This window comes from Bacillus cereus group sp. BfR-BA-01331, from assembly GCF_022663915.1.
GTDB lineage: Bacteria > Bacillota > Bacilli > Bacillales > Bacillaceae_G > Bacillus_A > Bacillus_A mycoides.
This window is the reverse complement of the sequence record NZ_JAKUGJ010000002.1, coordinates 456,588-481,984: the sequence shown is the minus strand read 5'-3', so window position 1 is coordinate 481,984 and position 25,397 is coordinate 456,588. Positions and strand designations below refer to the sequence as shown.

The following is a 25,397-nucleotide window of genomic DNA, read 5'->3' as shown; positions in this document are numbered from 1 at the left end:
GAGGAAGTGGTTGGATTAGAACGGGCTAGTAATAGAACAATATGAACATAGAGCGAATTATAATGAAAAGAAAAAGAAAAAGAAAAAGAAAAAGAAAAAGAGAGGAGATAAAAAGATGAATTCACAGCAATGGACATCGAAATTAGGTTTCGTATTAGCTGCAGCAGGTTCAGCAATTGGTCTTGGGGCGATTTGGAAATTCCCGTATATGGCCGGCATCGGAGGAGGCGGAGCATTCTTCCTTATTTTCATCGGTTTCACATTATTAATTGGTTTACCGTTATTATTAGCTGAATTCGTTATTGGAAGAAGTACACAAAAAGAGGCTGTTGATGCGTATAGAGAGATTGCTCCTAAAACGTTATGGCCGTGGTTAGGTAAATTAGGGATTGTAACTTGTTTCATATTACTTTCTTTCTACAGTGTTGTAGGGGGTTGGATTATATTATACTTATGGAATGCAATTACAGGTAGATTATGGGAAGGAAATGGAGCATACGAAGCTACGTTTGGTGAAATCATTTCCAATCCGTATTTAGCAGTTGGATCACAGCTATTATTCATCCTTATTACTATTTTTATCGTAAGTAAAGGTGTACAAAATGGTGTTGAAAAAGTAAATAAATATTTCATGCCAGCACTATTCGTTTTATTCTTTGTATTAATTGTTCGTGCACTTACGTTAGACGGTGCTGGAGAAGGAATTCGATTCTTCTTACAACCTGATTTCTCAAACGTAACATCAGAAATCATTTTATATGCAATGGGGCAATCGTTCTTCTCGCTATCCGTCGGTGTAGCCGTTATGGTAACGTATAGCTCATATTTACCGAAAGAAGAAAGTTTACCGCGTTCAGCATTTTCTATCGTAGCTTTAACGCTTGTTATTACATTACTTGCAGGGCTTGCAATTTTCCCAGTTGTGTTCGCATTTGGAATGGAACCATCTCAAGGACCGGGACTATTATTTATCGTATTGCCAGCTATTTTCAGTAAAATGGCGTTCGGAAAATTATTCTTCATCGTTTTCTTATTACTATTCTTCTTTGCTACTGTTACATCAGCAATTTCGATGTTAGAAATTAGTGTTGCGTCCTTAACAACAAAAGGTAAAAGTAAAGGGAAACGTGAAAAAATGGCTTTAATTGTTGGGTTGTTAATCTTTGTTGTTGGGGTTCCATCAGCATTATCATTCGGTTTGTTAAGCGATGTGAAGCCATTTGGAAAAACAATTTTTGATTTAGCAGACTATGCGGTTAGTAACATACTAATGCCGCTTGGTGTTTTATTAGTTTCCATCTTTGTTCCGTTGAAAATGAAGAAAGATGTATTAATGAAAGAGCTTGGTGTAAGTAAAAATAAAGGCTATAAACTATTCGTATTATGGTTATTCTTACTTCGCTATATTGCACCAATTGCGATTATTATCGTATTCCTAAATGTATTAGGAATCATTTAATTTAAAGCGTTAGTCTATCGTTTTAACGAAAAGACTAGCGCTTTTTTAAAAAAGATTATGAAGATGCAAGGCGAGAAAAATTAGCATATAATAAAATACAAAAGGTATATTAGGAGGTATTGATATGGCGATTACAATTCAATTGCCAGACACTGCAGCGTCTCATGCAAAGCCAAGTATGGAAATGGCGATCTTTGCGTGAGGTAGACAAGTAATATACAATCAATCGCCAAAATGAGCTCGTATCATTTTTTATATTTGGCTTTGCACCTTATTGAAATGAACCATAAAAAATAAGGGGCGAGCAGAAATGAAATACGTAAAGGCTAAGGCCGTTTTACCAGAAAGTTTAATTGCTGAAATTCAAAAGTATATACAAGGTGAAACAATTTACATTCCAAAACAAGAAACAAAACATTATAAATGGGGTACACGATCTGGCGGAAGAAAACAACTGGATGAAAGAAATAAAGCAATTAAAGACGCTTTTAAAAATGGAATTGCAATTCATCAACTTGCAGAAGAATATTTTCTGTCTGGAGAAACGATTAAGAAAATCGTGTATTCTAAATAAGGAAGCCGCCTCTAATTGGAAACTTAGAGGCGTTTTTGTTATGTAAAGTTCTTTTGTAAATCGTCTTTTACATACCGTGAAATATAATTATTGTGTACAATAAAACTAGATCAACAATTTGTATGGAGTGATAAAGATGGAAGCTTTTATTAGAAGTGATCAATATAATTTTATAAAGTCACAAGCTTATATTTTAGCAAATGGACATGCGACGGCAAATGATAGAGGAGTAATTCAAGCGTTAAAGTCACTTGCAATTGAAAAGATAATACATGTATTTGAGAATTTAACGGATGAACAGAATGAGTTAATTGATACAGTATTAACAGTTCAAAATAGAGAAGATGCAGAATCGTTTTTAATGAAAATAAATCCGTATGTCATTCCGTTTCAGGAAGTTACAGCACAAACGTTAAAAAAACTATTCCCTAAAGCAAAAAAATTAAAACTGCCTGATATGGAAGAACTGGACATGAAAGAATTATCTTATTTAAGTTGGATTGACAAAGGATCAAGTAGGAAATTTATTGTAGCGAAAAACGATAAAAATAAGTTTGTTGGTCTGCAAGGAACATTTCAAAGTTTAAATAAAAAAAGCATTTGTTCATTATGTCATGGGCATGAAGAAGTAGGAATGTTTTTAGTTGAAATTAAAGGTGATGTACCAGGAACTTTCGTTAGAAAGGGAAACTATATTTGCAAAGATGGTGTATCTTGTAATCATAATATGAAATCGCTTGATAAACTACAGGATTTTATCGAGAGATTAAAGAAATAAAATGGAAGACCTCTAGTACTTAAACTGGAGGTTTTTATTTTTTTAAGAAGTAATAATAGGCTTCTTTTGTAGCTGTAGATTTATAAAAAAAGTCAGGTCATTTATAATGAAATTTGATAAAAACATCTATTTGGATACAGTTACTTATATGCAAGGAGGTAAAACATGAATTACATTTCACCGAAAGATGAGTTGTTAAAGGTGCAACGATGGCCTAAAGATACGATAGCGGCGGGGCGTGGTCATACTGTTGGTCTTAAATCGGATGGCACAGCGGTAGCAGTGGGGAATGTTCATATGGCGACGAACACAGGTAATGCTCATACAATAGGTCTTACCGCTGACAGTACTGTGGTAGCAGTGGGGTGGAATAAGCATGACCAATGCGATGTAAACGATTGGCGCGATATTGTAGCGATAGCGGCGGGGTGGCGTCGTACCATTGGTCTTAAATCGGATGGCACGGTGGTAGCAGTGGGACGAAATAAAGAAGGTGAATGCAATATAAGCGGTTGGCATGATATTGTAGCGGTGGCAGCGGGTGATTGGCATACAATTGGTCTTAAATTGGATGGAACTGTGACGAATGTGGGTAATAATCGATATGGCCAATGCAATGTAAGTAGCTGGCGTGATATTGTGGCGATAGCGGCGGGATATCTTCATACAGTTGGTCTTAAATCTGACGGTATGGTGACGGCTGTGGGTAATAATAAACATGACCAATGTGATGTAAGCGATTGGCGCGATATTGTGGCGATAGCGGCAGGGAGTAATCATACAATTGGTCTTAAATCAGACGGCATGGTGACGGCTGTGGGTAATAATAAACATGGTCAATGTGATGTAAGTGATTGGCGCGATATTGTAGCGATAGCGGCGGGTTGTACCCATACAGTCGGTCTTAAATCAGACGGCACGGTGGTAGCGGTGGGTGATAACGAATATGGCCAATGCGATGTAGACAGCTGGCATGGTATCCGACTGCCCGATCCAAACATTTTGTCAATCTAAATATTTGTTGATGGGGAATAGGAATGTTTAATTTTTAATAAATCGCTGATAATATTATTTTACTCAAAGATAAAAACGCATCGCACTTTGAAAAGAAAGCACGATGCGTTTTTATTATTTTTTTTGCCAATTTTCTTTTATGAAATCTTCACGGCCAGATTCTTTTTGCTCGGTAGCATATTTCTCAGGATTCTTTTTATAGAAATGTTGGTGGTATTCCTCTGCTTCATAAAAAGGTGCAGCTGAGCGAATTTCAGTCACAATAGGACCTTTAAACATACCGCTTTCTGCTAGAGTTTGCTTCGATTTTTCTGCAAGCTCTTTTTGTGTTTCATTATGATAAAAAATTGCTGTGCGGTAAGAGGGACCACGGTCAAAAAATTGTCCGCCGTCATCAGTTGGATCAATTTGTGGCCAATATAAATCTAGTAATTTTTGATAAGGAAAAATAGAAGGATCGAATGTAATTTGTACAACTTCTAAATGTCCAGATGTTCCAGTCTTTACTTGTTCGTATGTTGGGTTTTCTACATGACCACCTGCATAGCCGGAAAGTATTTTATGAATACCAGGAAGTTCATCAAATGGTTTTACCATGCACCAAAAACAACCGCCTGCGAAGGTTGCGAGTTCGTATGTTTTTTCAGACATTGCTGTAACCCTCCTAAATATATATGTTTTATACAGTATTATATAAATTGTTTTATTGCGCAATAAAAAAGATTTGAAAATATATGTTTTTTATAAACAAGATCCTCCGCTCACATCAATCAATTGTCCAGTAACCCAGCGACTATCAGGAGAAGCGAGAAATGCAGCAGTGTCGGCAATGTCTTCTACTTCACCTAATCGATTGAAAGCTGAAATGTTAGTAGCGTACTGTTTCATCATTGGATCACTCAAGAGTTCCACATTCATATCTGTTTTAATGAAGCCTGGAAGTATAGCATTTACAGTAATACCTCGTGCGCCAAGTTGTTTTGCTAGAGTGAAAGTCATCGTGTTAATTGCACCTTTCGTCATACTATATGCAACGAAATCAGGCAAAGAAATGCGGGTGGCAGCTGATGAAATATTAATAATTCGGCTATTATCACGTAAACGTGGTAGTGCTTGTTGAATGATAAAGAATGGTGCTTTTGCATTTACTGAAACCATTCTATCAAAAAATTGTTCAGTCGTTTCTTCAATAAAAGCACCAGGACCGATTCCAGCGTTGTTTATTAAAATATCAAATTGTGTTCCACCAGTTCTTTTTTGTAATTCGTTATCTAAAGAAATATACAGGTTGTCTACACCGTGTAAAGATTCAAGATTTGCACCGATAGAAAAAGCTAATCCGCCATTTGATTGAATTTCATGAACAGTTTCTTCAGCATCTTCTTTTCGATTTCCATAATGAACAGCAACTAATGCACCGTCGTTTGCTAACCGTTTTGCGATAGCACGTCCAATTCCTCGGCTTGCTCCTGTAACTAATGCTATTTTTCCTTTTAACATAGTTTTCTCATCTCCTCATAAATTTTATATGTTTTTAAGTTGTTTTTCTTTATGTAGTAATGCGAACATACTTAAGTAATATATGAGTATGTGTAAGAGGTTCATTCCGATTTTGTTTTGAGAAAAAATAAATAGATTTCTAGTGAATAGAATGAATTTTAATTTTTTTCTAAAAACATGTTGACAATGAAAAGAACCGCGTCCTATAATACGTGTAACAAATAAAAGTTAATTAAGAATTTTCTAACTTTATATGTTGTATATGCAAAGAAGAGGAAAGTAGATGATTATGGTCGTTTCAGAGAGCTACTCCTAGGCTGCGAGAGTAGTAGCAATCGAATCATTGAAGATCACCTCGGAGCATCGCTTGCGAAAGGGAAACTGAGTAGAGGGCGGCGGCATCGTCTCCGGTAAAAGGACGGAGGTCTGATTGGACCTATGAAGCTTATATTTCGTGAGAAGTATAAGGAAGCTGAGTGGTAACGCGAAACTCTCGCCTCAGCAATCAAAGCTACTAATTTGTAGTAGTTGATTGCTGAGGCGAGAGTTTTTATTTTAAAAATAGAATAAAAGAATGCGAGGAAGAGGAGAGTAAATGATAAAGATTGTTTCAGAGAGCCGCCCAAAGGCTGTGAGGGTGGTAACAATTGAATCATTGAAAATCACCTCGGAGCACTGCTTTTGAAGTTAGTAAAAAGTAGCGGAGTTGTTTCCGATAGAAAAACAAAAGTCTAATTGGACTTGCAGAGCTTATATTTCGTGAGAAGTGTAAGGAAGCTGAGTGGTACCACGAGTCTCTCGTCTCAGCAATGGATTGCTACAAGTGTGTAAGTAATCGATTGTTGAGACGAGTATATTTTTAAGATCAGTATACTGAATATTCTGTTAAAAATACTCATCTCAGCAATCGATATAGAAATAGATTGCAAAAACAGAGATAAAACAGAGGAGCGATGTGAGATGGGAAACCAGTACATTTATATGAATGGGGAATTTGTAGAGAAAGAAAAGGCAGTTGTTTCAGTATATGATCACGGTTTTTTATACGGAGACGGTGTATTTGAAGGGATTCGTAGTTACGGAGGAAATGTATTTTGTTTAAAAGAACATGTGAAACGATTATATGAATCGGCGAAATCTATTTTACTTACAATTCCAATGACGGTAGATGAAATGGAAGAAGCAGTTGTACAAACATTGCAAAAAAATGAATACACGGATGCCTACATTCGATTAATTGTTTCAAGAGGAAAAGGTGACTTAGGGCTCGATCCGAGAAGCTGTGTGAAACCGAGCGTAATTATCATTGCAGAACAATTAAAGTTATTCCCTCAGGAATTTTATGATAATGGACTAAGCGTTGTGTCTGTTGCATCAAGACGTAATACGCCAGACGCATTAGACCCACGCATTAAGTCAATGAACTATTTAAATAACGTGCTTGTAAAAATTGAAGCGGCACAAGCGGGAGTGCTAGAGGCTCTTATGTTAAATCAACAAGGATATGTTTGTGAAGGGTCTGGAGATAATGTTTTCATTGTGAAAGATGGAAAAGTGTTAACACCTCCTTCGTACTTAGGGGCGCTAGAAGGTATTACGAGAAATAGTGTGATTGAGTTATGTGAGCGTCTAAGTATTCTGTGTGAGGAAAGGCCATTTACTCGCCATGACGTATATGTAGCAGATGAAGTGTTTTTAACAGGGACTGCAGCGGAACTAATTCCTGTAGTGAAAGTAGATTCAAGAGAAATTGGAGATGGAAAACCAGGAGATGTAACAAAAAGATTAACCGAAGAATTTAAAAAATTAACGAGAGAAAGAGGAGTACGTGTTCCAGGATTGGTGGAAAGTTTAGCGTAAATAGGGAGAGGAGTTAATTAAAATGGAGGAACAGTATACAGCATGTGATGAACTGCAGAGTGAAGAAGCTACAGGTGCTGGACACGTTATTCAATGTTTGAAGAAATTAGGTGTAACGACCGTTTTCGGTTATCCAGGCGGAGCGATTTTACCAATATACGATGCGTTATACGAAAGTGGTTTAAAGCACGTGTTAACTCGTCATGAACAAGCTGCAATTCATGCAGCGGAAGGATATGCGAGAGCTTCTGGAAAGGTTGGGGTAGTCTTTGCTACCTCTGGCCCAGGGGCGACGAATTTAGTTACGGGTTTAGCAGATGCTTATATGGATTCGATTCCTTTAGTTGTCATTACAGGGCAAGTTGCAACGCCTTTAATTGGTAAAGACGGATTTCAAGAAGCGGATGTTGTCGGAATTACAGTACCTGTTACGAAGCATAATTACCAAGTTCGTGATGTAAATCATTTATCACGAACTGTGCAAGAAGCTTTTTACATCGCCAAAAGCGGGCGACCGGGACCGGTATTAATCGATATTCCAAAAGATGTTCAAAATGCAAATGTAACATGTTTCTTTAATGAAGAAGTGGAGATTCCAGGATATAAACCAGAACCTTTGTCAGACAGTTTGAAACTGAGGGAGGTAGCAAAATCAATTTCAAAAGCAAAACGCCCACTCCTTTATATCGGGGGAGGCGTCATTCATTCAGGCGGATCTGAAGAACTCATCAAGTTTGCGAGGGAGAATCGTATTCCAGTCGTTTCAACTTTAATGGGACTGGGTGCATATCCGCCGGGAGATCCGTTGTTTTTAGGAATGCTCGGTATGCATGGAACGTACGCTGCAAATATGGCAGTAACAGAATGTGACTTAGTACTGGCGTTAGGTGTTCGTTTCGATGATCGTGTAACAGGAAAATTAGAACTTTTTTCTCCCCATTCGAAAAAAGTACATATTGATATTGATCCTTCTGAGTTCCATAAAAATGTAACTGTAGAGCATCCGATTGTTGGTGATGTGAAAAAGGCGCTATATATGCTATTACATATGTCTATTTATTCACAAACAGATGAATGGCTTCAGAAAGTGAAGAAATGGCAAGAAGAATATCCACTTTCATATAAGCAAAAAGAATTTGAGTTAAAACCACAGCATGTTATCAACTTAGTAAGTGAATTAACGAATGGTGAAGCGATTGTCACGACAGAGGTAGGACAGCATCAAATGTGGGCTGCTCACTTTTATAAAGCGAGAAAACCACGGACTTTCCTAACATCAGGGGGATTAGGGACGATGGGATTTGGTTTTCCAGCAGCAATTGGTGCTCAGCTTGCAAAAGAAGAAGAACTTGTCATCTGTATTGCTGGTGATGCTTCTTTCCAAATGAACATTCAAGAGCTGCAAACAATTGCTGAAAATAATATTCCTGTCAAAGTATTCATCATAAACAACAAATTTTTAGGAATGGTAAGGCAATGGCAAGAAATGTTTTATGAAAACCGTTTGTCGGAATCGAGAATTGGGTCACCAGATTTTGTGAAAGTAGCAGAAGCTTATGGTGTAAAAGGGCTAAGAGCAACAAATTCGTTTGAGGCGAAAAAGGTAATGTTAGAAGCATTTTCTCATGAAGGTCCTGTCGTAGTTGACTTTTGTGTAGAAGAAGGTGAGAACGTCTTTCCGATGGTTCCGCCAAACAAAGGGAATAACGAAATGATTATGAAGAGGTGGGAAGAATGAGTCATACTTTTTCATTAGTTATTCATAACGATCCGAGCGTCTTATTACGTATAAGTGGAATTTTTGCTCGGCGTGGTTATTATATTTCTTCTTTAAGCTTAAACGAAAGAGATACAAGTGGTGTTTCTGAAGTTAAACTAACAGCAGTTTGTACTGAAAATGAAGCAACGTTACTTGTCAGTCAGTTGAAAAAATTAATCAATGTACTGCAAGTAAATAAATTATAAGGAGTGTATGGAATATGAAAACTTATTATGAGAAAGATGCAAATTTAGAGCTATTAAAAGGGAAAACAGTTGCGGTAGTCGGATATGGATCTCAAGGTCATGCACAAGCACAAAATTTACGAGATTCTGGTGTGGAAGTTGTAGTTGGTGTTCGCCCTGGTAAGTCATATGAAGTAGCAAAAGCTGATGGATTTGAAGTAATGTCTGTTTCAGAATCGGTTCGAACCGCACAAGTTGTACAAATGTTATTGCCGGATGAACAACAAGCGTATGTATATAAAACAGAAGTAGAAGAGAATCTTCGTGAAGGACAAATGTTACTTTTCTCACATGGTTTTAATATTCACTTCGGACAAATTAATCCGCCAAGTTACGTAGATGTAGCGATGGTCGCGCCGAAAAGTCCAGGTCATCTCGTTCGCCGTGTATTCCAAGAAGGAAATGGTGTCCCAGCATTAGTCGCAGTGCATCAAGATGCAACGGGAACAGCATTAAGTGTAGCACTAGCGTATGCTAAAGGTGTAGGTTGTACACGTGCAGGTGTAATTGAAACGACATTCCAAGAAGAAACAGAGACAGACTTATTCGGTGAGCAAGCAGTACTTTGCGGAGGAGTAACAGCACTTGTGAAAGCTGGTTTTGAAACGTTAACGGAAGGTGGATATCGTCCTGAAATTGCATACTTTGAATGTTTGCATGAATTAAAGTTAATTGTTGATTTAATGTACGAAGGCGGATTAACGAATATGCGTCATTCTATTTCAGATACGGCAGAGTTTGGAGATTATGTAACAGGATCGAGAATTGTTACAGATGAAACGAAGAAGGAAATGAAACGTGTTCTTACAGAAATTCAGCAAGGTGAATTTGCGAAGAAATGGATTTTAGAAAATCAAGCAGGGCGTCCAACGTATAATGCGATGAAAAAAGCAGAACAAAATCATCAGCTAGAAAAAGTAGGAGCAGAGATTCGTGAAATGATGAGCTGGATTCATGCACCGAAAGAATTAGTAAAGAAATAGATTAATAGAGTATAAGTGAAAAATATGTAAGAAGGGATTTGACAAGATGAGAAGTGACATGATTAAAAAAGGTTTTGATAAAGCTCCGCATCGTAGTTTATTAAAAGCAACTGGTTTAAAAGATGAAGATTTTGATAAACCATTCATAGCAATTTGTAATTCTTTTATTGAAATTATTCCAGGTCATAAGCACTTAAATGAGTTTGGGAAACTTGTTAAAGAAGCAGTACGTGCAGCAGGCATGGTTCCATTTGAATTTAATACAATTGGAGTAGATGACGGTATTGCGATGGGTCATATCGGTATGCGTTATTCGCTTCCGAGTCGTGAAATCATTGCAGATTCAGTAGAAACGGTTGTAAATGCACACTGGTTTGACGGAATGATTTGTATTCCAAACTGTGACAAAATTACACCAGGTATGATGATGGCTGCACTTCGAATAAACATTCCAACTGTTTTTGTTTCAGGTGGTCCGATGGCAGCTGGGAAAACATCTAAAGGGGAAGTTGTCGATTTAAGTTCTGTTTTTGAAGGGGTAGGAGCCTACCAATCTGGGAAAATTTCAGAAGAAGAATTAAAGGATATTGAAGATCATGGCTGTCCATCTTGTGGTTCTTGTTCCGGTATGTTTACAGCGAACTCTATGAACTGTTTATGTGAAGTGTTAGGTTTAGCTCTTCCTGGTAACGGGAGTATTTTAGCGATTGATCCAAGACGTGAGGAGCTAATTAAACAAGCAGCAGAAAAATTAAAAATTTTAATTGAGAGAGATATTAAACCACGCGACATTGTAACAGAAGAAGCAATTGATGATGCGTTTGCACTTGATATGGCGATGGGTGGATCAACGAATACAGTATTACACACGTTAGCACTCGCACAAGAGGCGGGATTAGATTACGATATGAATCGCATTGATGCAGTTTCAAGGCGTGTACCTCATTTATGTAAAGTAAGTCCAGCTTCTAATTGGCATATGGAAGATATTGATCGCGCAGGCGGGATTAGTGCAATTTTGAAAGAGATGAGCCGAAAAGAAGGGGTACTTCACCTTGATCGTGTAACTGCTACTGGGCAAACATTAAGAGAAAACATTGCTCATGCAGAGATTCAAGATAAGGAAGTTATTCATTCTCTAGAAAATCCTCATAGTGAAGAAGGAGGATTACGTATATTAAAAGGAAACCTTGCGAAAGACGGAGCGGTTATTAAAAGCGGAGCAACAGAAGTAAAACGATTTGAAGGACCTTGCGTTATTTTTAATTCACAAGATGAGGCGCTTGCCGGTATTATGCTTGGAAAAGTTAAGAAAGGAGATGTAGTTGTTATTCGTTATGAAGGGCCAAGAGGCGGACCTGGTATGCCGGAAATGTTAGCACCAACATCAGCAATTGCTGGTATGGGATTAGGAGCAGATGTTGCACTATTAACTGATGGTCGCTTCTCTGGTGCTTCACGTGGTATTTCAGTAGGGCATATTTCACCAGAAGCAGCTGCTGGCGGAACGATTGCACTTCTTGAACAAGGAGATATTGTATGTATTGATGTTGAGGAACGCTTGTTAGAAGTGAGAGTTAGTGATGAGGCATTAGAGAAGCGTAAAAAAGGATGGAAACGACCAGAACCAAAAGTGAAAACTGGGTGGCTTGGACGTTATGCACAAATGGTAACATCGGCGAATACAGGTGCAGTTCTGAAAATCCCGAATTTTGATTGAGCCAATATAAAAAGAGATAAGGATGATATAAAATGGTGCAAAATGTAAAGGAGAGAGTGAAAATTGAAGATATCTTAATGGCTCATAATTGCATGAAAGATATCGTTATTAAAACACCGTTACAACGAGATTCAGTTTTATCTGAGAAATATGAATGTGACGTATATGTTAAGCGAGAAGATTTACAAGTTATTCGTTCTTTCAAAATTCGTGGTGCGTATAATTTAATTCAAAGTTTACCGAAAGAAAAGTTACAAAATGGTGTTGTTTGTGCAAGTGCTGGTAATCATGCACAAGGAGTTGCTTATACGTGTAATTTATTGAAGATTCCGTCAAAAATTTTCATGCCAACAACGACACCTAAGCAAAAAGTATCACAAGTTGAATTTTTCGGTGGTGATTTCGCAGACATTGTATTAGTTGGTGATACATTTGATAGTTCTTTCCAAGAGGCGCAGCGCTATTGTGTGGAAAATAGGATGACATTTGTACATCCGTTTGATGATCCGTATGTCGTTGCTGGTCAAGGAACAGTCGCTGTTGAAATTATGCATGATATGGAGAAACCAGTTGATTATATATTTACAGCAATTGGCGGTGGTGGATTAGCATCTGGTATTGGTACATATGTAAAGGGGGTTAGTCCTACTACAAAGGTAATCGGTGTAGAACCGATGGGAGCTGCATCTATGAAAGAGGCTTTTCTTCAAAATGAGAATGTTGCATTAGAAAAGATTGATAGTTTTGTTGATGGTGCAGCTGTTAAGAAGGTAGGAAAGTTAACTTTTGAAACATGTAAAGATGTAATTGATGACATAGTTTTAGTACCAGAGGGAAAGGTTTGTACGACGATTTTAGAACTGTATAAGAAAAATGCAATTGTAGCAGAGCCAGCTGGTGCGCTTTCTATTGCGGCACTTGATCTATACAGAGATGAAATAAAGGGGAAAACAGTTGTATGCACGTTAAGTGGTGGAAATAATGATATTGATAGAATGCAAGAAATGAAAGAACGATCCCTTATTCATGAAGGATTAAAGCACTATTTCATCATTGAATTTCCGCAACGTTCAGGAGCACTACGAGAGTTTCTTGATAAAGGATTAGGACCGGAAGATGATATTACTCGCTTTGAGTATATTAAGAAACATAATAAAGAAAATGGTCCAGCTTTAGTGGGGGTAGAATTAAAGCATAAGGAAGACTATGAAGCTTTAATTACTCGTTTTCAAGAAAATAACATTCAATTCGTGGAGCTTAATAAAAATCCTGTGCTGTTTGATTTACTTATTTAATAAATAAAAAGAGTTAACATACAATTCTACTTGAAATAAAAAAGATAGATACAAGCGGAGGGAAATCCTGCTTGTTCTATCTTTTTTATTCTTTGAAAGTTAAACGAAATACGCTCCATATTCAAGAAGGATAAAGCTAGTTAACCAAAAAAGTATTGCAATAAGAATGATTACATACATTGTAAATTCAAAGGGAGTAAGTTTTCTCTCTCGCTTTATTTTTCTTAGAAGTCTAACAGAAAAAAATGAACATAAAAGCAGGATCGCTATAGATATTTTATACACGTTTTCTAACAGACTTATATTTTCTAATAAGTTTTTCAGCATATACATCACCTATCCCATAATGTATGTTACAGAGAAATGAATCTCGTGCTGTTTAGTTGCGTTTATTTATTATTTTCCCAGTATCATCAATTTCTACATCAGTTGAAACCGTTTGTAAATATTGCAGTGCTTTTTTCTTTTCTTCTTCATTTACAGGAGAAACTTGGTTGTTGCGAATGATGTAAGGATTGAATGACATTTGGACATCCTTACCTTTAAAGGTTAAAGTTAATACGCCTGTTTCGGCACTCTTTCCATTTACATAATTCGGGAATAAAAAGTTTCCTAACGAGTATGCGATAGGAACTTTATTGTAATACTCAAATCCTTGTAACCAATGCGGGTGACTTCCAACGATTGCATCAGCACCCGCCTCTACCATTTTCGGAACATATTGTTTCTGGTATTCTATTGGACGATTAGATTTTTCGACGCCCCAATGCATATAGACGATTACATAATCAGCATCTTTCTTTTGCTCTTGAATCGTTTTTGTTACAAGATCTAGGTCATATCCGTTTGCAACGCCGGGTTTATTGTCGCCAGCTACCCAATTAAAGTTGGGCATAAAGCGTACAAAGGAAAGAAATTTAAACTTTTTTCCTTTTACAGTTAGTTCACGAGCAGTATAAGCATCTTCAGCATTTTTTCCGGCTCCAGTGTAAGGTAGTTTTAATTTTTCGACGTGAGAAATGGTGTCTAGTAGTCCATCTTGCCCATAATCAAGCGTATGGTTATTGCCAATGTTCACGATGTCATATCCGGTGTTTTTAATGGCTTGTAGTGTGGATGGATCACTTTTAATCCAAAATTGTTGCCCAGGTACTTTTTTTTCTCTCGTTGTAAATGCTGACTCTAAATTAACAAAAGAAATATCAGCTTTCGCTATTTCTTCTTTTACGTGTTGGAATGGATAATCAGCCCCATTTTTTTCGATTACGGGACGTAATTGCCAATCGAACATTGTATCACCAGAGAAGGTGAGTGTGATTTCAGGGTCTTCGGTTTTCTTTTCGCTTTTTGAAGCTGTTTTACTAGATTTGTTTTGCATATCAGGTTTGTCTTTCGCTTTTGAAATAAAAGAGTAGTTGATTAATAAAACAATTGGTGTAATGAAAAAGGCTATTAACAGAAATCGTTTTAGTAAAGTTTTCATAAATACCTTCCCTTTTGAGTTTATCCCGCAATTAGATTAATAATGAATCTACTAAAGGCGATCGGTCTTTGTATAGTTACAAAAAATAGCGGGTTATGTAGTGAAAAACGTTTGTTAATATTCACAATATTACGTTAACATATAGGTAACCTGTAAATCAATGTATAAACCAAAATATAGAAATAAAGAATTCGAAGGGTGAAGAATGAGAAATGGTTATATTAGGAGCAGTTGTAAATGGGATTTGTATTATATTTGGTACTTTACTTGGTAAATTATTTAGTGCGATTCCAGAAAGTATGAAGGGAACAATTATGCATGCAATTGGTTTAGCGGTTACTGTACTTGGACTTCAAATGGCATTAAAAAGTGAAAATTTTCTTGTTGTCATACTAAGTTTAGTTATTGGTACGGTAATCGGAGAATGGCTACAATTAGAAGAAAGGTTAAAACTGTTAGGGGATTGGCTAGAAAATAAAGTTGGATCGAAAGGGAAAGGGAGTATATCAGAAGGCTTTGTAACAGCCACGCTTATTTTTGCAATTGGTGCGATGGGCATACTTGGTGCACTCGACAGTGGGATTCGCGGAAATCATGATATTTTATTTACAAAGGCGATTATCGATGGGTTTATTTCTATTATATTAACGACAACTTTAGGAATTGGTGTAGTATTCTCGGCGATTCCAGTTATTTTATATGAAGGAGGGATTGCGGTTTTTGCAACACAAATTAATAGTGTGGTCCCGAAAGAATTAATGAATCAATTTATAGTGGAAATGACAGCTACAGGTGGTATTATGATAGCCGCTATTGGATTGAACTTACTGGGTGTTATTAAAATCAAGGTGGCAAATTTACTGCCAGGTATATTGGTAGTTGGAATAATCGTTTCACTTATTTATGGTTACGGTTTAATAGTAAAGTAGTAGGGGATGGATATATATATGGAGGAATTTCAATATACAAAACGTGTTCATAACATATTGAAGATTGCAGCAGAAGAGGCGGAAAATAATATTATTCAACCAACTCATCTGTTTATCGGAATGAGTAAAGAAGGCACTGGAGTTTGTAGCGAGTTGTATATGTATTTGTTTCGTAACTTAGGTACGGATTTTTTAGAAAAACTTTCAATACGAAAACAATACGATTCACCGTATCAAGAGTATAAAAAAATAGGACAATATAAGGTATCTTATAAGGTGCTAGAAATTTTACAAATAGCGAAGAAACGTATGGAACGTTTCCAGCAAGTAATAATAAATGAAGGGCATGTTATATATGCACTATTTCGTGTAGATACGTTTATTGGAAATGCACAAATAAAAAAAGATATATTACGTATTATAGCTGAGCCAAGAGATTTAGCGGTCGATCTAAAATGTTTTGTTCCTACTTATAATCATTTAATTTGTACTGTTAGAAAGGCTAACCCTTCTGATTTTGAAAAATTAGCAAGTTTTATTAATGAGGAATTTGGTGAACGTTGGTTACATTCAATAGAGTATGGATTTCGTACATATAAAGAAAATTTACCTATTTATATAGCAGAAAAAGAAGAAGTGATAGTAGGTTTCGCTTGTTATGATGTAGTGAGAGGAAAGAAGGGATTGTTTGGTCCAATGGGCACAGCGAAACAAAATCGCGTGAAAGGTGTAGGTAAGGAATTGTTACATCGTTGTTTACATAGTATGAAGCAAGAAGGATATGAATACGCAATTATTGGACAAGCAGGCCCGATTGAGTTTTATGAGCGAAATTGTGATGCGCGTTTAATACCATTAGAGAATAAGTAACCAACTCCATATATGGGAGTTGGTTTTTTTATGGAAATAATGTAGAGATGTAGTGATTTTCACTAGAAAATAGCGGGTTTTTTAGTAAATCTTACAAATAAAGCAAATTACTAAACTTTTTACAAGAAAGGGTGTAGAATGGGTATCTAATGAAAGAAGGTGTGAAAATGGCCAACTGGAAACGAAATTTAATGATTTGTTGGCTAGGTTGTTTTACCACTGCAGCCGGTATGAGTTTAGTAATTCCTTTTTTATCTTTTTATATTGAGGAATTAGGGGTGACCGGCACTGCTAGTATTGCACAGTGGTCGGGACTTGCATTTGGTGTGACATTTTTAATGGGTGCGATCGTATCACCAATATGGGGCAAGCTTGGTGATATACATGGACGGAAATTGATGCTTATACGTGCTAGCCTTGGTATGGCGATAATTATGACGCTTATGGGGTTTGTGACAGATGTGTATCAATTAGTCGCACTTCGGTTTTTAATGGGATCGGTATCAGGTTTCCTTTCTACAGCGATGACATTTATTGCAGCAGAAACTCCGAAAGAGCATTCAGGTTGGGCAATTTCCACAATTTCAACTGGGGGCGTGAGCGGTTCTTTACTTGGCCCGTTACTTGGAGGATATTTGTCTGAGTTAATTGGAATGCGCCATGTTTTTCTTGTTACAGGAGCTTTTTTATTCCTTTCTTTTCTCATCGTTTTTTTCTTTCTACATGAAGAGAATCACTCCGCTCAAGCAAAAAAAGTACAACCGAAAAAAGTATGGACGATGGTTCCAGCAAAGCATTTAATTATTAGTTTATTTGTAACAACATTTATTATTCAACTTGCGAACATGTCAATTCAACCTATTATTACATTGTATGTAAAGAATTTAGAAGGCCCAGGAACAGCTCATATTGAAATGATTGCAGGCGCAGTCATGTCTGCGACAGGTTTAGCTATTATTATGGCAGCTCCTAAGTTAGGTAGATTATCAGATCGTATTGGACCTCAAAAAACGTTAGTTGTGGCGTTGTTTGCGGCAGGAATTATTTTTATTCCGCAAGCATTTGTAACCTCAGCTTGGCAACTATTAATTCTTCGCTTTTTATTAGGTATTGCACAAGCAGGACTATTACCTTCCGTACAAACTCTACTAAAACAACATACACCAACCCATGTAACGGGAAGAATATTTGGGTATAATCAATCGTTTCAGTTTTTAGGAAATATGATTGGACCAGTACTTGGTGGACAAATTGCAGCACATGCGGGCTTCCAATATGTTTACTTTTCTACTTCATCACTATTATTTATTGCGTGCATTTGGGTTTATTTTCACAATAAGAACGAAGAGGTATCAGAGAAACGACATTTGGAAGTTAGTTAACTAAGTGAATGAAAAAGAAAAAGGATGAAGCAACGATTGCTTCATCCTTTTCTTTAAAATTGAAGACAAAGATAGCTTAATGTACCAAGCTCGTAACTGCGGTGAATGACTTCACCGTTATTATCGCCACTTCCCATAGCGACAAATAAAGGAACAAAATGCTCTGCTCTTGGTACTGCTAATTGTGCATGAGGGGCATTTTTCTCCCAATTAAATAATGCATCTTTATCAGTAGTCTGCATATGTTTAATAATCCAATCATCAAATTCAATTGCCCATTGTTCAGGTGTAGTTTGATTCCATTTCAAAGCTCGTAAGTTATGAACGGTAACACCGCTCCCGATTACTAAAATATCTTCTTGTCCAAGTCCTTTTAGTGCTTCTCCAATTTCAAATTGTTCTTTTGCAGGAAGGAATGGATTGACTGATATTTGTACGACAGGAATATTGGCTTCTGGGTACATACGATGCAGGAGTGTCCATGAACCATGATCTAAACCTCTCGTCATATTATGATGGACTAGAATGCCTTTGTTTTTAAATTTTGTTTCTAGCATAGACGCAATGCTAGAAGAGCCTTTCGCACGATATTTGATTTCGTATAACTCAGGAGGAAAACCTCCAAAATCATAAATTGTTTCATATTCGTTATCTGAAGAGGAGATCGTTAATACTTCACTTTCCCAGTGAGCGGTAAAAATAACAATAGCTTTCGGTTTATATGTTTCTCCAAGTGTCTTTAAAAAGCGTGTATAGTCTGTATCTTGAATAGCAAGCATAGGTGATCCATGTGCTAAAAATAGTGAGGGCATCATGATTAAAACCTCCTGAAAATATATTAATTACTTTATGTAAGTAACTATATAATTTTAATTTAAATTCGTCAAGAGAATAGTTTAATATGTAAGCGGAAAAATAGATCATTTGTCATAATGAAAGCAATTGCATATAATACATAATAAGAATAATGAATGTTTATTCATTATAAAAAAAGATATACATAATAGATTTGGAGGCTGTCGGAATGAGCATACAGGAAAATTTCGTTACGGCATTGGATAAATCAGAAATTTACTTGCGTAAATGGTTACCAGAAGCAAATCCGCGGGGAATTGTTCAAATTGCACATGGTATGACAGAACATGCAGGTGTTTATACAGAATTTATTGATGCTTTATTAGAAGCAGGATATGGTGTTTATGCTCATGATCATAAAGGGCATGGAAAAACAGTGAAAAGGGAAGAAGACTATGGTCATTTTGAACCAAATGTAGGTTGGAATCAGGCTGTGTCTGATGTTATTTTTGTATCAGAAACGATAAGAAAAGAGCAGACATGCCCGTTATTTTTACTTGGACATAGTATGGGTTCTTTTTTATCTAGGCGTGCTGTACAACTGAAAGGTGAATTATATGATGGATTCCTTATTTCAGGAACTGGTGGAGATCCAGGGCTATTAGGAAGTATCGGTCATAAAGTAGCGACAATTGAGATGAAACTTCGCGGAAAGAAAACGAAAAGTCCGATGCTGAACTTCTTATCTTTCGGAAACTTCAACTCGCACTTTAAGCCAAATCGTACGAAATTTGATTGGTTATCTTCAGATATTAATCAAGTTGATAAATATATTGCGGATCCGTTATGTGGATTCATTTGTACGACTAGTTTTTACCGAGAATTGTTTCATGGAGTTCTAGAAGTAAATAAAATAGAAGAATATAAGAAGACACCAAAAAATCTTCCAATACATATATTCTCTGGTGATCGTGATCCTGTTGGGGATATGGGGAAAGGTGTAAAAGAAGTATACGAAAACTATAAAAAATGTGGTGTGAAAGATGTAACACTTCGTTTATATGAAAATGGTAGACATGAAATGTTCCATGAAGTGAATAGAGAAGATGTATTTCAAGATTTGATTTCATGGTTAGATGAGCATATTGTATAAGAAGAAACCTCACTTCATGCTGAAGTGAGGTTTTTTGAAAAATTGGAGGATTGATTATGAGCGAATTTGTAAATAAAGAATATGTAGAAATAGATTTTCAAGATGTCTGGATAAAAGAAGAGGAATTGAAAAATTGTACCTTCATAAAATGCCGTTTTAGAGGGATAGATGCATCAGAAGTTTTTACTAAAAATTGTAATTTCATAGAATGCGATTTTACTGGTTCTCTTTTTAATGCTTCTATCCATCAAGGAACTACATTTGCTAATTGTAGGTTTTTTGGTGCGAATTTATTTGTATCTAAGTTTGAAGAATGTAAAATGACTGGTTCTGATTTCGAAGAGGCGAATTTAGACGGAATAACAATTATATCAGGTGATTGGTCATATACGAATTTAAGGTTTGCGAACTTAAGCAAACAAATTTTAAAGGGTATTCGCTTAATTGAAGCTGACCTATGTGAATGTAATTTAGAAAAAGCAGATTTACGTGAAGCGGATTTAACGGGCGCACAATTAGGCAAGGTAAAACTTAGCGGCGCAGATTTAAGAGGAGCTGTAGTTGATAGAGTTGATTTTAAAGCTTTTGATTTAAAAAACGTGAAATTAGATATAGCGCAGGCGGTTGCAGTTGCGAGATGTTATGGGGCTAAGGTGAACTGAATTGTTTGTAAAACCGTTCTAATTGTTGAACGGTTTTACAAATCATAATAGTAGTATAATAGTGAATGAGGTGTTAATAATATGGAAGATAAAACATTAGGTATACTACTAGATGTTGTTGGGGAATTATTTTCAGATGAAATATCAATCGCCGTTTCGAATACGAAAGAATATATTTACTATCGGCCAAGTAAACGAATTGATTTAAAGATTAGCGCCGGTGATCCTATAAAGGAAGGGACGATTGCTCATAAAGCAATGGTAACGAAGCAAAAAGCCTCTGAGTTTATTAACCGGGATGTTTTTGGTATTCCTTATCATGGAATGGCCGTACCATTTTCAAATAATGGCAAGATTGAAGGTTGCGTGACGGCAATTTATCCAGCTTTAACGGATGGTAAGTCAGTCGTTACTTTAAAAACAACAGACGGCTGGGTTCCGGTTCCTTTTTCAAAGGTCATGTATTTAGAGGCTAAAGATAAAAAGACGTATGTGAATTCAGAAGAGTTAACAGGAACACATAAGTACTCGCTACAAGAATTTGAATACTTGCTGCCGAAAGATTCATTTATTAGATGCCACCGTTCATTTATTGTAAATGTTAATCATATTAAAGCGATTTATCCTGATACTCATTCTACTTTTTTGCTTTCGATGGATAACGGGGAGAGGGTACCAGTTAGTCAATCGTATGCTAGCTATTTTCGTAAGCTTTTAGGATTCTAGATTTTTCTGCTTTGGAACCTAGATTCGCTGTTTTATCTGAATTTTCGGCATTGTATACTAAAATCCCTATTTTGATAGTGTTAATGTGTAAAATAATTATAAATATTCATTAAGAGAGGGATTACATATGGAGAATAATTTGGATAGAATCAGGGATCAACGTTTAAAAGATCGGGTAGTTACACCTGAAGAAGCAGCTTCATGGATTGAAAGTGGAATGACTTTAGGATTAAGTGGATTTACACGTGCTGGGGATGTAAAAGCAGTCCCATTTGCGCTAGTGAACCAAGTTAAGAATGATAAATCTTTTAAAGTAAATGTTTATACTGGAGCTTCCTTAGGTTCGGATGTAGATAAATTATTTGCTGAGGCAGGAATTTTAGGGAAAAGGCTGCCTTTCCAAGCCGATACGACTATGCGAAAAGGAATTAATAACGGAGACTTTTTATTTGTGGATCAGCACTTGTCTCATACAGCAGAGTTACTCCGTGCTGACGTTATGGATATAGATTTCGCTATTTTGGAAGCGGTTGCGATTACCGAGGACGGAATGATTATTCCAACCACTTCAATTGGAAATTCCTTAGCATTTTCCCTAAATGCTAAGTCCATTATTATTGAAATGAATATGGCCCAATCCGCGCAATTAGAGGGGCTACATGATTTATATGAACCAGGTAAACAAGGAGAGAGACTTCCAATTCCGCTCGTAAAAACGGATGATCGAATTGGAACGATCGGTATTCCGATTGATGCTGAAAAAGTGAAGGGGATTGTGTTTACGAATCAACTGGATTCTCCATCGACAATTGTTCCTCCGGATGAAGAAACTGTTATTATGGCACAACATTTAATAGAGTTCCTTCGAGAAGAAGTAAAAGTAGGTCGGTTAACAAATCGTTTAGCGCCGTTACAATCGGGAATTGGTTCAGTGGCCAATGCAGTTCTTCATGGAATGTTAGATTCGGAGTTTGAAGATTTAGAAGTGTATTCTGAAGTTTTACAGGATGCGGTCTTTGATCTAATGGATGCTGGGAAAGTCAATTTTGCTTCCTGTTGCTCGATCACGCTTTCTGAAGAGAAAATGCAACAAGTATTTTCCGACTTTGAAAAATATCGTGACAAATTAATGATGCGCCCGCAAGAGATTTCTAATCACCCTGAAATCATTCGCCGCCTTGGATTGATCTCGATTAATACTGCTTTAGAATTAGATATATACGGAAATGTTAACTCTACTCACGTTTTAGGTACAAAAATGATGAACGGTATTGGTGGTTCTGGTGATTTTGCGAGAAATGCACGTTTAGCGATCTTTGTTACGAAATCGATTGCAAAAGGTGGTAACATTTCAAGTATCGTTCCTTTCGTTTCTCATGTAGACCATACTGAACACGATGTAGATGTTATCGTCACTGAACAGGGCTTTGCTGACCTAAGAGGACTAGCGCCAAGAGAAAGAGTGGAACTAATTATTGAGAATTGCGCACATCCAATGTATCGTGACCAGCTAAGAGCCTATTTCGAAGAAGCACAAACAAGAGGTGGGCAAACCCCTCATGTTTTAGAAAAAGCTTTTTCTTGGCATACGAATTATGCTAAAAATGGAACAATGCTTGAAGCAGTAGTAGAAACTATATAGGTGTGTATTATAAGAAGTGGTAATACAAGTGATTGAGTTTGAAGTTGAATGTAGTATGTTACAAATAAGAGGGTTAAAGTTAAAGAAAAAGAACGCCAATTTTTAGAAATGGCGTTCTTTTTCTTTAACTAAATTGTTACAAACCGTTCCCCGTAAAAGCCGATTGGTGAGGGCACATAATCAGTGGAGGATGAACAAAACCCCACTGGTTAAAGTTTCAATTTATAAAAGTTATCTCTAATCTATGAAAATAAAAGGTTTTTTGGAGTACTTTCCGAATCAATTTAGTAGTTTACATATCGAAGGTGAGGAGAAATAATCATGAAGATGAGAGAAGCGTTATTAAGTGAAGCGAATGAATTAAGTAAACTCGCACTACATTCAAAAGCAACTTGGAATTATAGTGAAGAATTTATCCTTGCTTGTAAGGAAGATTTAACAATTACGGAAGAGTACATAAAAAGTAATTATGTATATGTTTTAGAAAACGATAATATGAAGATTGGATTTTTCTCATTTTTACGTAATGACAATGCCCTCGATTTCCTATACTTGCATCCTCGTTACAAAGGGAAAGGGTACGGGAATATACTTTGGGAGTTTGTAATAGAAAAAGCACATGAACTAGGATTAACAAGTTTTACAATTGATAGTGATCCGAATGCAAAAGGATATTATTTAAAAATGGGAGCGAAGTTAATCGGAGAGACGCCATCAACGGTTTTTAAGGATCGACTATTACCGCTTTTGCAATATGATGTGTAAAACTATTAATGTCAGGGGAAGATGAGAGTGGATAATGTGAAGAAAAAACAAATATATGATATGTTAACAAAATCGTGGTCGATTGAAACAAGTTCAAAATGGACGAGCGAAAATCTGGCAAAGGGACAATGTGGTGTAACGGCTCTAGTTGTTCAAGACTTATACGGGGGAGAGATTAAAAAAACGAAAGTAGGAGAAGTATGGCACTTTTATAACCTTATAGATGGAAGGGTGTTTGATTTTACAGAGACACAATTTAATGAAGAAGTGAATTATATGGGTGTGAAATCTAATCGAGAAGAAGCACTTGCAGATACAAATAAAAAACAATATAGCATTTTGAAGGAAAAGATAATGAAAGAATTCAAATTATCTTTTGACTCTTAATCTTTAATAAGTTACTATAATGGTGGTAACTTATTAAAGGGAACTTCATAGAGTTGAAAGGGGAAATACTTTTGAAAACAACTTATGTAAACGCTACAATTGCAACGATGAATGAACAAAATGAAGTGATAGAAAATGGATATATCATTGTAGAAAATGATCAAATTATAGATATAAATAGCGGAGAATTCGCTAACGATTTTGCAGTAGATGAAGTAATTGACATGAAAGGAAAGTGGGTATTACCAGGGCTTGTAAATACACATACACACGTTGTAATGAGTCTCTTAAGAGGTATTGGCGATGATATGTTATTACAACCATGGCTTGAGACGAGAATTTGGCCACTTGAAAGTCAGTTTACTCCAGAGCTTGCGGTCGCTAGTACGGAATTAGGATTACTTGAAATGGTGAAAAGTGGTACAACATCATTCTCTGATATGTTTAATCCAATTGGAGTAGATCAAGATGCAATTATGGAAACGGTATCAAGGAGTGGAATGCGTGCTGCTGTTTCAAGAACTTTATTTAGCTTCGGAACGAAAGATGATGAAAAGAAAGCAATTGAAGAAGCTGAGAAATATGTGAAGCGTTACTATAACGAAAGTGGTATGTTAACTACGATGGTTGCACCGCATAGTCCATATACATGTTCCACAGAACTGTTAGAAGAATGCGCACGTATTGCAGTAGAAAATCAAACGATGGTTCATATTCATCTTTCTGAAACAGAGCGTGAAGTACGTGATATTGAAGCACAGTATGGGAAGCGTCCAGTAGAATATGCAGCAAGTTGCGGATTGTTTAAACGCCCAACAGTTATTGCGCACGGTGTAGTATTAAATGAAAATGAGCGTGCATTTTTAGCAGAACATGATGTTCGAGTAGCTCATAACCCGAATAGTAATTTAAAATTAGGTTCTGGTATAGCAAATGTAAAAGCGATGCTAGAAGCAGGAATGAAAGTAGGAATTGCAACAGATAGTGTAGCGTCTAACAACAATTTAGATATGTTTGAAGAAATGCGCATAGCGACTTTATTACAAAAAGGTATTCATCAAGATGCAACAGCATTACCAGTTGAAACAGCTCTTACACTTGCGACTAAAGGAGCTGCTGAAGTAATCGGGATGAAACAAACGGGCTCACTTGAGGTTGGTAAGTGTGCTGATTTTATTACGATTGACCCATCTAATAAGCCGCATTTACAACCGGCAGATGAAGTGTTGTCACATCTTGTGTATGCAGCTAGTGGAAAAGATATTAGCGATGTAATTATTAATGGTAAACGTGTCGTTTGGAATGGTGAATGTAAAACATTAGATGAAGAGCGTATTATATTCGAAGCAAGTCGTTATAAACGAGGTTTACAAAGATAGGTATTTATATATCAGTTGAGAAAGCTATCCTTTTTTA

General features: G+C 36.5%; 25 protein-coding genes and 1 other annotated feature. Of the genes, 20 read left to right on the top strand and 5 right to left on the bottom strand.

The window, feature by feature from the left end:
* The first annotated feature begins 115 nt into the window (after window positions 1–115).
* From MR155_RS06655 to MR155_RS06640, 4 genes are all read left to right on the top strand, one after another.
* Complete coding sequence (locus tag MR155_RS06655; protein WP_242308877.1) at window positions 116–1,459, top strand: sodium-dependent transporter; 1,344 nt, start codon at window positions 116–118, stop codon at window positions 1,457–1,459.
* Window positions 1,460–1,769: 310 nt separating this feature from the next.
* Window positions 1,770–2,033: a CD3324 family protein gene (locus MR155_RS06650; protein WP_242308875.1), complete on the top strand. Its 264-nt coding sequence runs from the start codon at window positions 1,770–1,772 to the stop codon at window positions 2,031–2,033.
* 136 nt (window positions 2,034–2,169) lie between these two features.
* Window positions 2,170–2,811 carry a FusB/FusC family EF-G-binding protein gene (locus tag MR155_RS06645; RefSeq protein ID WP_242308873.1) on the top strand — a complete coding sequence of 214 codons (642 nt, stop codon included), beginning with the start codon at window positions 2,170–2,172 and terminating at the stop codon, window positions 2,809–2,811.
* Between the two features lie 165 nt (window positions 2,812–2,976).
* Window positions 2,977–3,825: an RCC1 domain-containing protein gene (locus tag MR155_RS06640; RefSeq protein WP_242308871.1), complete on the top strand. Its 849-nt coding sequence runs from the start codon at window positions 2,977–2,979 to the stop codon at window positions 3,823–3,825.
* A 114-nt stretch (window positions 3,826–3,939) separates the two neighbouring features.
* Here MR155_RS06640 and msrA read toward each other — a convergent pair whose 3' ends face one another.
* On the bottom strand, window positions 3,940–4,476 hold the full coding sequence (gene msrA / locus MR155_RS06635; RefSeq protein WP_242308869.1) for a peptide-methionine (S)-S-oxide reductase MsrA: 537 nt from the start codon (window positions 4,474–4,476) through the stop codon (window positions 3,940–3,942).
* Between the two features lie 90 nt (window positions 4,477–4,566).
* Complete coding sequence (locus MR155_RS06630; protein ID WP_242308857.1) at window positions 4,567–5,325, bottom strand: SDR family oxidoreductase; 759 nt, start codon at window positions 5,323–5,325, stop codon at window positions 4,567–4,569.
* A gap of 570 nt (window positions 5,326–5,895) precedes the next feature.
* Window positions 5,896–6,134, top strand: a binding site (T-box leader).
* A gap of 151 nt (window positions 6,135–6,285) precedes the next feature.
* Here MR155_RS06630 and ilvE point away from each other — a divergent pair.
* Genes ilvE through ilvA form a run of 6 tightly spaced genes read left to right on the top strand, consistent with a single transcriptional unit; the run spans window position 6,286 to window position 13,187 of the window.
* Window positions 6,286–7,185 carry a branched-chain-amino-acid transaminase gene (gene ilvE / locus MR155_RS06625; protein ID WP_242308846.1) on the top strand — a complete coding sequence of 300 codons (900 nt, stop codon included), beginning with the start codon at window positions 6,286–6,288 and terminating at the stop codon, window positions 7,183–7,185.
* A gap of 22 nt (window positions 7,186–7,207) precedes the next feature.
* Window positions 7,208–8,923 carry an acetolactate synthase large subunit gene (gene ilvB, locus MR155_RS06620; protein WP_242308844.1) on the top strand — a complete coding sequence of 572 codons (1,716 nt, stop codon included), beginning with the start codon at window positions 7,208–7,210 and terminating at the stop codon, window positions 8,921–8,923.
* Window positions 8,920–9,150: an ACT domain-containing protein gene (locus tag MR155_RS06615; RefSeq protein WP_002126787.1), complete on the top strand. Its 231-nt coding sequence runs from the start codon at window positions 8,920–8,922 to the stop codon at window positions 9,148–9,150. Before ilvB ends, MR155_RS06615 begins: the two co-directional genes overlap by 4 nt.
* A 14-nt stretch (window positions 9,151–9,164) precedes the next feature.
* Window positions 9,165–10,172 (top strand): ketol-acid reductoisomerase, encoded by a 1,008-nt coding sequence (ilvC, locus tag MR155_RS06610; protein WP_242308842.1) that lies wholly within the window; start codon window positions 9,165–9,167, stop codon window positions 10,170–10,172.
* Window positions 10,173–10,218: 46 nt separating this feature from the next.
* On the top strand, window positions 10,219–11,892 hold the full coding sequence (ilvD, locus tag MR155_RS06605; protein ID WP_242308840.1) for a dihydroxy-acid dehydratase: 1,674 nt from the start codon (window positions 10,219–10,221) through the stop codon (window positions 11,890–11,892).
* 32 nt (window positions 11,893–11,924) lie between these two features.
* Window positions 11,925–13,187, top strand: a complete 1,263-nt coding sequence (gene ilvA / locus MR155_RS06600; RefSeq protein ID WP_002012149.1) for a threonine ammonia-lyase IlvA — start codon at window positions 11,925–11,927, stop codon at window positions 13,185–13,187.
* A gap of 99 nt (window positions 13,188–13,286) precedes the next feature.
* Here the strand turns inward: ilvA and MR155_RS06595 are convergent, their stop codons facing one another.
* Window positions 13,287–13,514: a hypothetical protein gene (locus MR155_RS06595; protein WP_242308838.1), complete on the bottom strand. Its 228-nt coding sequence runs from the start codon at window positions 13,512–13,514 to the stop codon at window positions 13,287–13,289.
* Between the two features lie 52 nt (window positions 13,515–13,566).
* Entirely contained in the window at window positions 13,567–14,670 is a 1,104-nt protein-coding gene (locus MR155_RS06590) for a CapA family protein (protein WP_050000213.1), read from the bottom strand.
* 212 nt (window positions 14,671–14,882) lie between these two features.
* Here MR155_RS06590 and MR155_RS06585 point away from each other — a divergent pair, with 212 nt between their 5' ends.
* The 3 genes from MR155_RS06585 (at window position 14,883) to MR155_RS06575 (ending at window position 17,851) form a co-directional block, all read left to right on the top strand.
* Window positions 14,883–15,599 (top strand): DUF554 domain-containing protein, encoded by a 717-nt coding sequence (locus tag MR155_RS06585; protein WP_242308836.1) that lies wholly within the window; start codon window positions 14,883–14,885, stop codon window positions 15,597–15,599.
* An 18-nt stretch (window positions 15,600–15,617) separates the two neighbouring features.
* Window positions 15,618–16,469 carry a GNAT family N-acetyltransferase gene (locus MR155_RS06580; RefSeq protein ID WP_242308834.1) on the top strand — a complete coding sequence of 284 codons (852 nt, stop codon included), beginning with the start codon at window positions 15,618–15,620 and terminating at the stop codon, window positions 16,467–16,469.
* Window positions 16,470–16,636: 167 nt separating this feature from the next.
* Window positions 16,637–17,851, top strand: a complete 1,215-nt coding sequence (locus tag MR155_RS06575) for a multidrug efflux MFS transporter (RefSeq protein ID WP_242308832.1) — start codon at window positions 16,637–16,639, stop codon at window positions 17,849–17,851.
* Between the two features lie 53 nt (window positions 17,852–17,904).
* On the opposite strand, the gene MR155_RS06570 is transcribed toward MR155_RS06575, so the two are convergent.
* A complete protein-coding gene (locus MR155_RS06570; protein ID WP_088039189.1) occupies window positions 17,905–18,666 on the bottom strand; it encodes a DODA-type extradiol aromatic ring-opening family dioxygenase in 762 nt (253 codons plus the stop codon).
* Window positions 18,667–18,875: 209 nt separating this feature from the next.
* On the opposite strand from MR155_RS06570, the gene MR155_RS06565 reads away from it, so the two are divergent.
* From MR155_RS06565 to MR155_RS06535, 7 genes are all read left to right on the top strand, one after another.
* On the top strand, window positions 18,876–19,799 hold the full coding sequence (locus tag MR155_RS06565; RefSeq protein WP_242308822.1) for an alpha/beta fold hydrolase: 924 nt from the start codon (window positions 18,876–18,878) through the stop codon (window positions 19,797–19,799).
* 56 nt (window positions 19,800–19,855) lie between these two features.
* Complete coding sequence (locus MR155_RS06560) at window positions 19,856–20,461, top strand: pentapeptide repeat-containing protein (protein WP_088039191.1); 606 nt, start codon at window positions 19,856–19,858, stop codon at window positions 20,459–20,461.
* Window positions 20,462–20,542: 81 nt separating this feature from the next.
* Window positions 20,543–21,187 (top strand): LytTR family DNA-binding domain-containing protein, encoded by a 645-nt coding sequence (locus MR155_RS06555; RefSeq protein WP_000389700.1) that lies wholly within the window; start codon window positions 20,543–20,545, stop codon window positions 21,185–21,187.
* Window positions 21,188–21,314: 127 nt separating this feature from the next.
* The gene (locus MR155_RS06550) at window positions 21,315–22,829 is read left to right on the top strand and encodes an acetyl-CoA hydrolase/transferase family protein (RefSeq protein WP_242308812.1); all 1,515 of its coding nucleotides are present in this window, start codon (window positions 21,315–21,317) and stop codon (window positions 22,827–22,829) included.
* Window positions 22,830–23,150: 321 nt separating this feature from the next.
* Complete coding sequence (locus MR155_RS06545; RefSeq protein WP_242308810.1) at window positions 23,151–23,594, top strand: GNAT family N-acetyltransferase; 444 nt, start codon at window positions 23,151–23,153, stop codon at window positions 23,592–23,594.
* A gap of 27 nt (window positions 23,595–23,621) precedes the next feature.
* Window positions 23,622–23,981 carry a YunG family protein gene (locus MR155_RS06540; protein WP_242308808.1) on the top strand — a complete coding sequence of 120 codons (360 nt, stop codon included), beginning with the start codon at window positions 23,622–23,624 and terminating at the stop codon, window positions 23,979–23,981.
* A gap of 53 nt (window positions 23,982–24,034) precedes the next feature.
* The gene (locus MR155_RS06535) at window positions 24,035–25,360 is read left to right on the top strand and encodes a bifunctional S-methyl-5'-thioadenosine deaminase/S-adenosylhomocysteine deaminase (protein ID WP_242308806.1); all 1,326 of its coding nucleotides are present in this window, start codon (window positions 24,035–24,037) and stop codon (window positions 25,358–25,360) included.
* Window positions 25,361–25,397 lie beyond the last annotated feature (37 nt).

Coding starts and splice junctions, on each gene's coding strand:
- ilvD (WP_242308840.1), top strand. CDS start 10,219: ATGAGAAGTGACATGATTAAAAAAGGTTTTGATAAAGCTCCGCATCGT.
- MR155_RS06630 (WP_242308857.1), bottom strand. CDS start 5,325: ATGTTAAAAGGAAAAATAGCATTAGTTACAGGAGCAAGCCGAGGAATT.
- MR155_RS06590 (WP_050000213.1), bottom strand. CDS start 14,670: ATGAAAACTTTACTAAAACGATTTCTGTTAATAGCCTTTTTCATTACA.
- ilvB (WP_242308844.1), top strand. CDS start 7,208: ATGGAGGAACAGTATACAGCATGTGATGAACTGCAGAGTGAAGAAGCT.
- MR155_RS06550 (WP_242308812.1), top strand. CDS start 21,315: ATGGAGAATAATTTGGATAGAATCAGGGATCAACGTTTAAAAGATCGG.
- MR155_RS06585 (WP_242308836.1), top strand. CDS start 14,883: ATGGTTATATTAGGAGCAGTTGTAAATGGGATTTGTATTATATTTGGT.
- msrA (WP_242308869.1), bottom strand. CDS start 4,476: ATGTCTGAAAAAACATACGAACTCGCAACCTTCGCAGGCGGTTGTTTT.
- ilvE (WP_242308846.1), top strand. CDS start 6,286: ATGGGAAACCAGTACATTTATATGAATGGGGAATTTGTAGAGAAAGAA.
- MR155_RS06545 (WP_242308810.1), top strand. CDS start 23,151: ATGAAGATGAGAGAAGCGTTATTAAGTGAAGCGAATGAATTAAGTAAA.
- MR155_RS06615 (WP_002126787.1), top strand. CDS start 8,920: ATGAGTCATACTTTTTCATTAGTTATTCATAACGATCCGAGCGTCTTA.
- MR155_RS06640 (WP_242308871.1), top strand. CDS start 2,977: ATGAATTACATTTCACCGAAAGATGAGTTGTTAAAGGTGCAACGATGG.
- MR155_RS06565 (WP_242308822.1), top strand. CDS start 18,876: ATGAGCATACAGGAAAATTTCGTTACGGCATTGGATAAATCAGAAATT.
- MR155_RS06580 (WP_242308834.1), top strand. CDS start 15,618: ATGGAGGAATTTCAATATACAAAACGTGTTCATAACATATTGAAGATT.
- MR155_RS06560 (WP_088039191.1), top strand. CDS start 19,856: ATGAGCGAATTTGTAAATAAAGAATATGTAGAAATAGATTTTCAAGAT.
- MR155_RS06655 (WP_242308877.1), top strand. CDS start 116: ATGAATTCACAGCAATGGACATCGAAATTAGGTTTCGTATTAGCTGCA.
- MR155_RS06575 (WP_242308832.1), top strand. CDS start 16,637: ATGGCCAACTGGAAACGAAATTTAATGATTTGTTGGCTAGGTTGTTTT.
- MR155_RS06650 (WP_242308875.1), top strand. CDS start 1,770: ATGAAATACGTAAAGGCTAAGGCCGTTTTACCAGAAAGTTTAATTGCT.
- MR155_RS06570 (WP_088039189.1), bottom strand. CDS start 18,666: ATGATGCCCTCACTATTTTTAGCACATGGATCACCTATGCTTGCTATT.
- MR155_RS06555 (WP_000389700.1), top strand. CDS start 20,543: ATGGAAGATAAAACATTAGGTATACTACTAGATGTTGTTGGGGAATTA.
- MR155_RS06595 (WP_242308838.1), bottom strand. CDS start 13,514: ATGCTGAAAAACTTATTAGAAAATATAAGTCTGTTAGAAAACGTGTAT.
- ilvC (WP_242308842.1), top strand. CDS start 9,165: ATGAAAACTTATTATGAGAAAGATGCAAATTTAGAGCTATTAAAAGGG.
- MR155_RS06645 (WP_242308873.1), top strand. CDS start 2,170: ATGGAAGCTTTTATTAGAAGTGATCAATATAATTTTATAAAGTCACAA.
- ilvA (WP_002012149.1), top strand. CDS start 11,925: ATGGTGCAAAATGTAAAGGAGAGAGTGAAAATTGAAGATATCTTAATG.